The organism is Marivirga arenosa, from assembly GCF_030503875.2.
GTDB lineage: Bacteria > Bacteroidota > Bacteroidia > Cytophagales > Cyclobacteriaceae > Marivirga > Marivirga arenosa.
Window position 1 is genome coordinate 3,690,510 of sequence record NZ_CP129968.2, and the last position, 12,194, is coordinate 3,702,703.

The 12,194-nt window shown below is 34.3% G+C and carries 9 protein-coding genes and 1 CRISPR repeat array; of the genes, 4 read left to right on the plus strand and 5 right to left on the minus strand.

Annotated elements, in window-relative coordinates; genetic code table 11:
- The first annotated feature begins 1 nt into the window (after position 1).
- Both QYS47_RS15825 and QYS47_RS15830 read left to right on the plus strand, forming a co-directional pair.
- Positions 2-421, plus strand: coding sequence for a FixH family protein (locus QYS47_RS15825; protein WP_302122970.1), 420 nt, complete (start codon positions 2-4; stop codon positions 419-421).
- Between the two features lies 1 nt (position 422).
- The gene (locus QYS47_RS15830; RefSeq protein WP_322347085.1) at positions 423-1,124 is read left to right on the plus strand and encodes a sulfite exporter TauE/SafE family protein; all 702 of its coding nucleotides are present in this window, start codon (positions 423-425) and stop codon (positions 1,122-1,124) included.
- Positions 1,125-1,181: 57 nt separating this feature from the next.
- Positions 1,182-2,591: direct repeats of the CRISPR family, unit length 46 nt; unit sequence GTTGTGAATTGCTTTCGAAATTGTATCTTATGAGATGATTCACAGG.
- A gap of 235 nt (positions 2,592-2,826) precedes the next feature.
- On the opposite strand, the gene cas2 is transcribed toward QYS47_RS15830, so the two are convergent.
- The 4 genes from cas2 to cas9 all read right to left on the minus strand — a co-directional run bounded on the left by cas2 (position 2,827) and on the right by cas9 (position 8,819).
- On the minus strand, positions 2,827-3,174 hold the full coding sequence (gene cas2 / locus QYS47_RS15835; RefSeq protein WP_322347086.1) for a CRISPR-associated endonuclease Cas2: 348 nt from the start codon (positions 3,172-3,174) through the stop codon (positions 2,827-2,829).
- Entirely contained in the window at positions 3,164-4,063 is a 900-nt protein-coding gene (gene cas1, locus QYS47_RS15840; protein WP_322347087.1) for a type II CRISPR-associated endonuclease Cas1, read from the minus strand. The genes cas2 and cas1 overlap by 11 nt, the downstream gene beginning before the upstream one ends.
- 67 nt (positions 4,064-4,130) lie before the next feature.
- Positions 4,131-4,724 (minus strand): transposase, encoded by a 594-nt coding sequence (locus tag QYS47_RS15845; protein WP_302122963.1) that lies wholly within the window; start codon positions 4,722-4,724, stop codon positions 4,131-4,133.
- 57 nt (positions 4,725-4,781) lie between these two features.
- Positions 4,782-8,819, minus strand: a complete 4,038-nt coding sequence (gene cas9, locus QYS47_RS15850) for a type II CRISPR RNA-guided endonuclease Cas9 (protein ID WP_322347088.1) — start codon at positions 8,817-8,819, stop codon at positions 4,782-4,784.
- A 347-nt stretch (positions 8,820-9,166) separates the two neighbouring features.
- On the opposite strand from cas9, the gene gcvT reads away from it, so the two are divergent.
- Together gcvT and ppgK are read left to right on the plus strand one after the other, a co-directional pair.
- Positions 9,167-10,255 carry a glycine cleavage system aminomethyltransferase GcvT gene (gene gcvT, locus QYS47_RS15855; RefSeq protein ID WP_322347089.1) on the plus strand — a complete coding sequence of 363 codons (1,089 nt, stop codon included), beginning with the start codon at positions 9,167-9,169 and terminating at the stop codon, positions 10,253-10,255.
- 165 nt (positions 10,256-10,420) lie between these two features.
- Entirely contained in the window at positions 10,421-11,149 is a 729-nt protein-coding gene (ppgK, locus tag QYS47_RS15860) for a polyphosphate--glucose phosphotransferase (protein WP_322347090.1), read from the plus strand.
- A gap of 1 nt (position 11,150) precedes the next feature.
- Here the strand turns inward: ppgK and QYS47_RS15865 are convergent, their stop codons facing one another.
- Positions 11,151-12,194: a hypothetical protein gene (locus QYS47_RS15865; RefSeq protein WP_322347091.1), complete on the minus strand. Its 1,044-nt coding sequence runs from the start codon at positions 12,192-12,194 to the stop codon at positions 11,151-11,153.

Sequence of the window (12,194 nt, forward strand, 5' to 3'; positions counted from 1 at the left end):
TATGAATTGGGGAAATAAAATAACCATTGTTTTTATCAGTTTTGTGATTTTAGTGATCACTATGGTAACGATAAGCATGAAGCAGGACTTTTATTTAGTAGAAGAAAACTATTATGAGGAAGAGATTGCCTATCAATCGAAAATGGAAGAAATAAAAAATGGGCAAAATTGGCAGGGGAAAATTCGCACCATTCAAAATGGAAATATAGTATCCTTAAGTTTTGAAGATGCTGATAAGGTGTCTGGAAAAATAAGCTTTATAAGACCTGCCGATGCTAATCTAGACTTTTTCATTCCACTAACCGAAGAAGCCAATATTCCAGTAGAAAAATTTGAGGTAGGAAATTGGAAAGTTGCCTATGAATGGGAACAGGGTGGAGTGAAATATTTCAAAGAAGATAAAATCTTTATTCAAAAGTAATATGATTTGGGCAGCACTTAGCATCGGACTTTTAGGAGGAATGCATTGCACCTTAATGTGCTCTCCATTAATGCTAGGTGTTTTCCGAAATCAGCAATTAGCACTTGGTTTTGCAGCCTATCAATTCGGCAGAATAATAACCTATATCATCCTTGGTCTTGTCCTTGCTTTTGTAGGTGAAAGTTTATCCATATTAGGCTGGCAAAATGGTCTGTCTTTATTGATGGCAGTTTTCATAGTTTATTTTTATGTTATACCTAGCCGTTATAGGTTTCTAAACTTTATCAATAAAATAGAATCAATTCCTTATCAGAAAGTAAAGAATGGCTTTAAAAAATTCATTGGAAAGCCAGATCTTATTTCAAGATTTTCTATTGGTCTTTTGAATGGCCTATTACCTTGCGGTTTGGTTTACCTGGCATTATTAAGCTCCTTTACGACTGAAACCATAATGGATTCCATCGTATTTATGGCAGTATTTGGTTTGGGTACTTTACCGTGGATCATAGCAAGCGTTTGGGCTGGAAAAATGACCTTTAAAAAACTAAATGGCTTCACTCAAAAACTTAAACCAGTATTAGCCCTCACCTTAGCTCTGTTTCTATTTTTACGAGGCATGGAAGTGCAGTTTATTCATATCCCCCTTCCTGATTTAGGACAAAATCAAACCGAAATGCAAATTCCTATTTGTGGCGAAAGGTGAGAGAATGAAAAAACTTTTCCAAAGTGCTAAATTTTGGAAAAGTTATTAAGTAAGCTGGTTGTGAATTGCTTTCGAAATTGTATCTTATGAGATGATTCACAGGGCTGGTTACTTATTAGGCTATGGTGATGTTGTTGTGAATTGCTTTCGAAATTGTATCTTATGAGATGATTCACAGGTATCAACTTTAGGACCACCAATCATTTTTCGTTGTGAATTGCTTTCGAAATTGTATCTTATGAGATGATTCACAGGGGAGGAACAAACGCAACGCCTTTTGGTATTGTTGTGAATTGCTTTCGAAATTGTATCTTATGAGATGATTCACAGGTTATTATATCTTGATATAACTTCCTCTTGGTTGTGAATTGCTTTCGAAATTGTATCTTATGAGATGATTCACAGGGAAGCTACAGAGTTAGTAGAATCTACCTGGTTGTGAATTGCTTTCGAAATTGTATCTTATGAGATGATTCACAGGTAATTCAACTTCGCTTAATCTTCTTGTTGTGTTGTGAATTGCTTTCGAAATTGTATCTTATGAGATGATTCACAGGCCCATGGAAATGGTTGTATAGAACTCTATAGTTGTGAATTGCTTTCGAAATTGTATCTTATGAGATGATTCACAGGGAATCATCAATGGTAAAAAAGCACCTTATGGTTGTGAATTGCTTTCGAAATTGTATCTTATGAGATGATTCACAGGAAACTGATAGAGCATTCCCCAAGGGCTATGGTTGTGAATTGCTTTCGAAATTGTATCTTATGAGATGATTCACAGGTTAAAGCGCACCGCCCACTTGCTTCCCACTGTTGTGAATTGCTTTCGAAATTGTATCTTATGAGATGATTCACAGGGCTTTGAGCAGCTTTTCTTTAGTGAACTGGTTGTGAATTGCTTTCGAAATTGTATCTTATGAGATGATTCACAGGTAGCTTGTTCATTTTATCGAGCTTCTCGCAGTTGTGAATTGCTTTCGAAATTGTATCTTATGAGATGATTCACAGGGAAGAGGTGCAGGTTGATTTGGAAGCCGAAGTTGTGAATTGCTTTCGAAATTGTATCTTATGAGATGATTCACAGGTCTTCGAAAACGAAAGAATTACAACATCGTGTTGTGAATTGCTTTCGAAATTGTATCTTATGAGATGATTCACAGGGGATTTTTATACTTCCAAACTGATTGAAGGTTGTGAATTGCTTTCGAAATTGTATCTTATGAGATGATTCACAGGAGGCCTCCATGATCTTTGAAGCCAATTACCGTTGTGAATTGCTTTCGAAATTGTATCTTATGAGATGATTCACAGGGTTGGTCAAAGCACATTACCCACAGGTGTTGTTGTGAATTGCTTTCGAAATTGTATCTTATGAGATGATTCACAGGGCTATGTAGGTCGATAGCTGCTTGCTTATGGTTGTGAATTGCTTTCGAAATTGTATCTTATGAGATGATTCACAGGTTACCATGCTCTAAAAAGCTGGTAACCTGTTTGTTATGTCCAAAATTAGAATTTTAAAAAATACCTCCAATCCTCCCAAGTTTTTAAAATCTTGAAGGTTATTTTTATCCTGCTTTAGAAACAGAAAGGAGCAATTAACTTTTTCAAAGTTGACTTCGAAGAGCAATTTTAATATTAATCAATCTACTCACCTTATATAAATGAACTTTGGAAAAGTTTTATAAAAGTAAGCAGTTCAAAATAATTCCAATTGCTGCGCAGGTCTTTGGTTTTCCTGAGGAGCAGTACCATGAAATATTTCCATCATGCCAAACTGCCTGTCGGTTATGTGCATAATGCAGACTTTTCCTTTATCGGGTAAAATGTTTTTTACTCTTTTAATATGAACATCTGCATTTTCGCGACTGGCACAAAAGCGCGAATATATGGAAAACTGAAACATAGCAAAACCATCATCCAGTAAATTCTTGCGAAATTTAGTAGCTATCTGCCGGTCCTTTCGGGTTTCGGTCGGCAAATCAAAAAACACCATCACCCACATACTTCTATATTGGTTAAGTCTGGAATAATAATTAGCGTCCATATTCAGGATAGATAATTTTCCTGCTCACGCCCGCAAAACAATCAAAAAGCGAACTGGTCGTTCGACTAGCTGCCACCATTAACGGACTTCTACTTCCATCAATAAAAACATCCATAGCCGCAATGCTCAATAATTCAGATTTAAGGACAGTATTCAATTCTGAATAATCATCCTCATTTTCCACTATATGCGCCACAATCAAATCTACATAGGGTCGATAAGGCTCCATTAAATCATCTGCCAAGCAAAAAGGATTATATTTGTTCCTATGCCAAATCCCTAAAACGGTCAACATGCCTGAACTTACAATGGCTCTGGCTATAATGGCTCTTAAAATAGCATAGCCATAATTCAATAAATTATTGGGAGGAATCCCATGTTGCTCTCGGTTAAAATCTTCGATATCGAATAATGACTGCCAATAAACTGCCGCAGCTTGGGCCTCATGATTTCCACTGTCCCCTGATTGTACATTTCTAGAAAGATATTCCAATCTTACTGCATCCAGTCCTCTTTCCGTTAAGTGTGCCGCTTGATTTTGGATTTTAGCCGATACGGTTTGCGCCCAAAGATTTTTTTTCAAAGGTTTGCTGGCATTAATTTGGTAGCGAACCCTTTCGGTTAATTGCGTATGTCCATGGGTAGGTAAAAGTAAAGCTGTTGGCAAATGCTGTCCGTTACATGAAATCACGCTGCTTTTGTTTTCGGTTAGTTTCTGCAAGAGTCCGTTGGTAATGGTAATCTGTTGATTTTCCAGCACAATTATTCCAACATCTTCTATAGGAATCAATCGATCATCTTTTTCCTCCTCGGGAAAACTAACTTTCAGTTGTTGATTCTGGGTGCTTAGGTAAGCAGGATTTCCGAAAAATAAAGTACGTTTGATCATAGCTTTTGTCAATTATAAAATTTCTAAAGTTTCCAACTTTAAGAAAGTTGGAAACTTTCTTATACCCTTATTCTAAATTCATATTTAAAATCCTTCTCCTTTTCTCTTCTGAGCAATACAATAAGTTATCTATATTATCAAAATAGCCTATAGCTTTTGGTCTAGCTAATAGACTTCTAGACTCCATATTGTTATATGCGTGCCAACTACTCCAGTTCCAATCCTCAATTTTATTAGAGAATTTATGTTTTATAGGATTAATATGGATGTATAAAAAGGCCTCCTGCCATTGTTCAATCGATTCTATTGGTTTTCTTTTAAAATTCTTCATGAATAGGCTTCCTTTTCTGTTATATTTTTTGTTGAAAGCCATCGTGTAACTAATAAAAAGATTTGCAAATTGCTTTGAGGCTTTTGCTTCGATTTCATCCAAAGAATCCAACTTTTCGAAAGTTGGATTCTTTTTGAGCACATCAGCTTCTTTAACTTTTACTAAAAAATGAAAATGGTTGGGCATCAAGCAATAGGCATAAGTATCCACTACATCTGCCAAATGCTTTTTATATTGCTTTAAAAAGAAACGATAATTCTCTTCCTCTCGAAAGATATTTTCGCTTCCGTTTGCGTGGTTGTAGATATGGTAGGTTTGTCCTGTTTCCATTCTATTGCTATTTAAGGTTTCCAACTTTTGGAAAGTTGGAAACCTTCCTATTATCAGTTAATATTCTCCTACTTGTACTATTTTACCTAAATGATTAATTCTCACTTTGATAATACCATTTAATGGAGAGGTACTTCTAATATTTCTAAAAGCTTTATTTTTTAGTTTTTCATTTTCTTCAACATTTGTCTCTAAATGATGTCTAAACATATAATTTTTTGTTGCAATTTTCTGAACTCTATATAAATTGGGACTTATAAGATCATAATTATTTGGATCTAATAAATCAATTTCAGCAGGATTAAATTCATCGTTCGCAAAAACAAAAAACTCATTCTGCTTCATACTAAATAAAAACTCCCATCCTAAAGGGTGTTGCTTATTGATTATTGGTAGATTTTCATTTTTTCGAATAACTGCTTCAAAAAATGAAACCACTTCTTCTTGTAATTTACCTTTATCATCCTTGTAAATCGCTACATGATGATTATTACCTGTACTCACATAATCAGCAGGAATTTCATTACCATTTTGATCAAGTATTGGATTACCAAAATGGTCTCGTTTTATATGAAGGACTTCGGCATTATTAACTCCACTTATCTTCACTCGATTAATAGCGATTCCTTTATCTTTGTTTTGCCAGATAGGATTCTCTTCCAAATTGCCAAATGCCTCTTTTGCATTCCCATTGAACTCATCTAATCGGCTTTGCAAAATTCGTTTCAATCCAATATCCATTACTTTATCCACCTTAAGATCAGGTGAAACATCTTTTCTTATTGTATAGCCTGGTACCAGCTGAACCGTTTTTACTTTTTCATCCAATTTAATGTTCTGAGATAAATTAAGATAAATAGGATTTTTACTCAATGCATTTTTTCCTGTAAAGGCCTTTTTTGCATTGCCAGTATATTCAGCTAGCCGCTTCTTCAATGCTTCCCTTTCTGCTTTCCTAGCTACTGTTTTGATTTTTTCATAATCAAAGGCAGCCCCCACTTTTTCTAGTTTAGTTTCGTAAATATGTGATTTACCATAAATTGTTTCTTTATGGAGTTGTGCTCGTGGAGTATTTACTTTTTGTTCGTTAAATCCTCCTCGCTTTTTAGTTTTGTTGGTGTTTATTGTAACTACCTTGTTTTTTGCTTTATATGAAACTAGAATATTTGAAAGGTGCTTTTTTGCTTCTTCCCGGATATTATCAATTGGACTTTTAAAAAGAAACTTACCATTTACTTTTTCTAAATATTTCTGTTCAATTCCATAAATTTCTTTCCCCTTTTTATCCTCTCTACCCCTTGCATTTAATCTGTTTAAATATTGGATGAAAGCAGGCTTGGTAAAGGCAACGGCCAAGGCATCCATAGCATGATGACGGTGGTCATTGCGTTTAGTCCAATCCTTAATTTTTCGAAGCTTCTCACCATTTTTACCTTCAATAATTGTGGTTAAGCCTAGTGCATCATATTTGTCCCAATTCAGTTCTTTCATCACTTCTATCAGCCCCCAGTCTTCTCTTAACTTATCTGTAACCTTTCCAGTGGTAACGGTTACATTTCTTACAGCATCAAAAAGCACCTCAACTGCTTTTCTACTGATATATCTGGTTTCTTGTATCTGGCGTTCAATAAAATCCTCAGGGATTTTATCATTTGGCATTAGTAGTTTTTGGACTTTTGTTTTGCTGATTTTTCCATAAAAACTTTTTACACGCTCTTGATATTGCTCAAATTCTTCTTTAGTGAAAGTATCTTCTAAGAAACTATAAGCCGTGCTATTACTCTTATCTATATTAAGCTGTCTTTCACATAATGTTTTATTGGAAAAGGAATCATCAAATAACCTTGATTTAGGTATGATATGCTCAATGTCATACTCCTTAGAAAACAATTTACTTGCTTCAATAGGTTTTCCAGTGTATAAAGATATTCCGTCTGTTTCTAGCCAAAGCTTGTACCGTACTAAATCATTTCGAGTAACTCGTGACAGTCCAAATTCCTCTCTCAGGACTTTCCTATACTTTTCATGATCTCTGGTAGCTGCAGCAATATTACTTGTCATATTTTTACGCTGCTCAGCATTTGCCTTAAGTTCTCTAGCCATTTCTACCCTGATTTCATCTGGTTTACCTAGTTTAGGATCATCAATAATAGCATTTACAACATTAATCATTTGGTTGAGAATTTTCTCAACCACTGGGTTTCTTAATGAATTCTTTTTAAGTAAATCTATTTTATCAACCAGTTCTCTTTTTTCATTATCTTCTCTTGTTAATGAAGATGAATGATTATAGCCTGCAATTTTACAAGCTTCAGTATAATCCAAACCTTCTTTTAAATGCGGTAGAATTTTTTTAATAGCTTTACTACTCAACTCAGCATGTTCATCTTGCAAACTGATGTTAAGTAAAAACTTACAATGGCTATCCTTGAAGCCAAACTTTTTGATAAGGTTCTTTTTAAGACTATCATTTTCTTCAGCTGAATAAATTAGATGCCAAAACTGAATATAAGGCTGTTTTTCGTATTCCTCTCCCTCAAATTCTTCAATCAATTTAAGTAGATCAGTATTAATATTAAATCTTAAAAACGCTTCGGAAAATTGATCTAAAATATCGTCTGAGGTCATCTTGGAAAGATCAATTTGTTCACCGTCCTCTAATTCAATTATTTTTGCAAAAGCCTCAAAAAATACTGAATTTGTCCTATTACCTTCTACTTTAGGGAAATTTAATTCAAACTGCTTACTATTAAGTGGCATATGTTTAAACAAATCATTTTCAGTCATTTGATTTTTAAAAGCCAACTCTTTTGCTATTTCTTTTTTTAACTCTAGTTCAAGTACTCTCTTGTCATTAGGATTACCTTTTTTTGTTACCAGGAGGTTATTAAGGTTCTGCCAAATTCTAAATTCTTGAAATAATGGATGTGATTTTGGAACTACCTTATGGTTGGGCTCAAACTCACACTTACTAATTAAATGTTTTTGTGATTTGAGCTTTCTTTGGTAAAAAATTGTTACATCCCTTACTTCCTTCTTTAATTTTTCCGTTAGCTCTGGATGAAATTTGATCTGAGTTTCCCAAATTCTTTCAAATTCATCCAAATAATCTTGTCTGTAAAACACTTGCCCCTTTAAACGGGTATGTGGTTTTTTTAGAATTTGCTTGTATAGGTTCTGACCTACTGTTTCATTGTTGAAATAAAGTTCTTTGCTTCTATCACTAATGGCTCCCAAATAGCCACTAGAAGCGTTTATTTGGCTGTTAATTTGAGATAAAATAAATGCTATTTCTGACAATTCAAGTCTTTCATATACTGACTTATTCCTCAATTCAAATTCAAATAACTTCTTTTCATCTCTCTTACCCTTTACTTCTACCAACTGGATATTGACATGATTAAATGCTTTTTTGGTATCGTTAGCATTTTTCCCCCTTATTTTTTCTAGAAAATCATCTGTAAAAGTTTCAGGATGATGTATTTTTTGACTTTGTACAATTTCATCGAACTCTTCCTGTAAATCCGAGCGATAAAAATCCGGTACTTTTACTGTCCCCTTTTGAAGTCGTTCATAAGTATATTGTCCTGGGGTAAGTTCTCTTTCGTATAGTTCTTTGGCAATACCCATGCTATCAATTGCCTGACCTTCATCATCAGCTTGAGCTTTCCTACTACTTTTATATCCTCTTTTTTTATTGATTTGAAGCAGGACTTTCACTAACTCTTGCTTTGATATTTGTTCGCTTGCTGCTTTAGCTCTTAATTTTAAGGTTGAAAAAGTAGATGAAGGACCATCTTCTGCATATCGAAAATTAGTAGGTATGAAATCATTCTTTTTAAATATTTCTATTAATGCATTTCTACGTTGCTTGTAGCGTTGAAGGTTTCTTCTTGCTCCTCTTTTCAAAGTCCTATCAGCATTTACAGAAATCGTATTTCCTTTAGCAAAATCATTTTCCTCATCAGAAGTAAGCGGTACAATTCGCACACCCAAATCTATAATTTCGTTTACTTCATTTTCATTTTCTGCTTCATGAACATAAGCCCAACCAATCGATGTTGTCCCTAAATCAAGTCCTAAAATCTTTTTCATTTGTTTTTATCTAAAAGTTTTGGTTATATTTGAGTACAATTTCGAAGCAATTCACAATAAGGATTATTCCGTTGTGAAAACACTTAAAGGAGTCCCAATTTTCTATTGAAGGTTGGGATTGCTTTTTTATACACCTCATAATACAAATATTCTCCTTAAAAATTATACTTTTTCGATAAATACTATTCTATTACCGTTCAATATGTAATCTATTTTTAGCTTCCTTGCACTAATACAACTTTTCCAAAGTTCTAAACTTTGGAAAAGCTTACTGCAAACCCCACCAAAATCCTTTATTTTCCATACTTTTGCTGTGCAAAGAAACATTAGACTATAACTCAACTACTATGGAATTGAAAAAAGTAGCAATAAATGACATCCACGAGCAATTAGGGGCGAAAATGGTACCTTTTGCAGGCTACAATATGCCTGTTTCCTACTCAGGTTTAATTGAAGAGCATAATACCGTTCGTAATGCTGTTGGAATTTTTGATGTTTCCCATATGGGGGAATTTTTAATTTCTGGGCCAAAAGCTTTAGATCTAATTCAAAAAGTAAGCAGTAATGACGCTTCTACTTTAACAGTAGGGAAAGCTCAATATACTTATTTACCCAATGATGAAGGAGGAATAGTAGATGATCTATTGGTTTACAAAATAGGTGAAGAAGAATATATGTTGGTGGTTAATGCCTCCAACATTGAAAAAGATTGGAACTGGATTTCTAAGCATAATGAGGCATTTGGAGCCAAAATGGTAAACATATCTGATGACTTTTCATTATTTGCAGTACAGGGTCCTAAAGCAGAAGCTACGCTTCAAAAGCTCACTACGGATATGGACCTATCCGCTATTAAATTTTATAATTTTCAGGTAGCTCCTTTTGCTGACGCTAAATATGTCATCATGTCGAATACTGGCTATACAGGTGCTGGTGGTTTTGAAGTCTATATGCACAATAAGGATGCTGAAAGCATCTGGCATAAAATCATGAATGCGGGTGAAGAATTCGGTATTAAACCAATTGGCTTAGGCGCCAGAGACACCCTGAGAATGGAAATGGGATATTGTTTGTATGGTAATGATATTGACGATACTACTTCTCCTATTGAAGCTAAGTTAGGATGGGTAACAAAGTTCACTAAAGACTTTGTTAATTCTGAAGAAATAAAGAAACAAAAAGAAGAAGGCGTGGAGCGCAAACTAGTAGGTTTCTATATGAAAGACAGAGGTATTCCAAGAAAAGGATACGAAATATTGGATATGGAAGGAAATACTATTGGATTGGTGACCTCTGGAACACAATCCCCTACTTTGGGTCATGGAATAGGTTTAGGGTATGTCAAAACTGAATTTGCTAAACCTGAAACTGAAATCCAGATTGCAGTGAGGAAAAATAAATTGAAAGCAGAAGTAAAAAAATTACCTCTTATTTAAATATATCATACTTTTAAAAAATCCTTATCAATTCATTTTGGTAAGGATTTTTTCATTAAGGGCCCATTGAATTTCAATTATCCAACAGAATCTAAATTGTTATAAGATCTACTTTTTTCAAGCTAAAAAATACCCTATCTTAAATCAAATTAAAATAATCACACATTGGAAGTATTAGGCATTGACATTGGTGGCACTGGAATGAAAGCCGCTATTGTAGATTTAAAAACTGGCGAATTTATTACAAAAAGAAAGCGATTTAAAACACCTCAGCCCGCTACTCCTGAAGCTATGATGAAGACGGTGGTAAAACTCCAGAAACATTTTGAATGGAATGGCCCAATTGGTTGCGGATTTCCCGCAGCTATAATCAACGGAACTGTAAAAACTGCCTCTAATATCGACAAAAGTTGGATTGATAAGCCACTGGCCAATATGATCCGTAAAGCAACAGGCTGTGCCACCCGTGTAATGAATGATGTGGATGTAGCCGGTTTAGCTGAAATGAGATTTGGGGCAGGTAAAGGACATGAGGGTACCGTACTAGTACTTGCTTTAGGCACGGGTATAGGATCAGCCTTGTTCCACAATCAACAATTAATGCCAAATACAGAATTAGGTCATATCCAATTTAAAGGTGATATAGCAGAAAAATATGCCGCTAATTCCATAAGAGAGAATGAAGATTTAAGTTGGGAAGTATGGGGAAAACGCCTGAATCAATATCTTGTTGAGGTCAACAAACTTTTTTGGCCAGATTTAATCATCATTGGAGGGGGAGTAAGCAAAAAATTCAAAAAGTATGAAAAGTACATTGATGACAAATTGAATGTCATTCCTGCCGAGCTTAAAAATCATGCGGGTATTGTAGGAGCAGCCAGTCAGTTTTTATAAATTAATCAATTGAAGTTAGTTTATATTCATATACCCTATAATCTTTCCAATCCTCTTCCCCTGTCATTAAGTATTGTTGAAAAAGTAATAGACTCATCAGGTGATTGGCTTTCCCAAATGATGAGATAAACATTTTTGCTCTTTCTATCGCTTTAATTTTATCTGTTTCTTCAGCTTCTATTTTAGCATATAATACTGCTTCATATGCTTTACCGTATTTTTGAAAGTATACTTTATCAGAACTCAATAATTTGTTTATCATAAGCTTTAGTTCTGGAGAAAAATCATCTAGTGCTAAATGAGTTTCAATGTATAATTCATAAAACTTCAAATTATTTGGATATTGAGCATTCAGCCATTCAACATATTGCCGTGCCTTTTCAGGTTCATCTTCAATTCTTAAATAAATATGAGCCAAATAAATATTGGCTTCTGTCTGAACAAAGCTTTCTTCTTGAGCTACTTCTTCTAACCATTTTAAGCCTGTATCTTTATCTCCCTCTTTGAAAATCCAACTGAAAGCGAAAAATGCAGGTTTTTGTTCCTTATAATAATGGTAATAAAAATGGTAAAGCCCCGATAAAAATTTTATCTCACTAAGCTCCGGTTCTTGCTCCAAATGGTCCGATACTATTTCGTAAATATCGTTTCCATATTTAAAAGCCCTGTAATAATTCCCCTTGTTATAATGGTATTCAGCCTTTAATAAAGTAGAGTTAATTTCACTGTAGTTTAAATCTTTCAATAAATCCTCATGCTTTATGTCTTCAACTCCAGACAAATAGTCTTGATAGCGCTCAATTATTTGATCAGATTGCTCATGAATAGGCATCATATACCAGCGATAATAATGGGATTTTAAAAAATTGAAAAGACTTGGGTTTGCAATAGAATCTATTGCTTCAATTTGATGATTGGCACCTTCAAAATCAAATCTGTAAAGTGATTTCAAAACTGAATCCACTTTTGATAAGGATACTTGAGCACTTAGCGATGAGGAAATGCACAGCAAAATCAAGCTTAAAATGATAGTTTTAAATTTCAC

Coding starts and splice junctions, on each gene's coding strand:
- QYS47_RS15845 (WP_302122963.1), bottom strand. CDS start 4,724: ATGGAAACAGGACAAACCTACCATATCTACAACCACGCAAACGGAAGC.
- QYS47_RS15825 (WP_302122970.1), top strand. CDS start 2: ATGAATTGGGGAAATAAAATAACCATTGTTTTTATCAGTTTTGTGATT.
- cas1 (WP_322347087.1), bottom strand. CDS start 4,063: ATGATCAAACGTACTTTATTTTTCGGAAATCCTGCTTACCTAAGCACC.
- cas9 (WP_322347088.1), bottom strand. CDS start 8,819: ATGAAAAAGATTTTAGGACTTGATTTAGGGACAACATCGATTGGTTGG.
- cas2 (WP_322347086.1), bottom strand. CDS start 3,174: ATGGACGCTAATTATTATTCCAGACTTAACCAATATAGAAGTATGTGG.
- QYS47_RS15830 (WP_322347085.1), top strand. CDS start 423: ATGATTTGGGCAGCACTTAGCATCGGACTTTTAGGAGGAATGCATTGC.
- gcvT (WP_322347089.1), top strand. CDS start 9,167: ATGGAATTGAAAAAAGTAGCAATAAATGACATCCACGAGCAATTAGGG.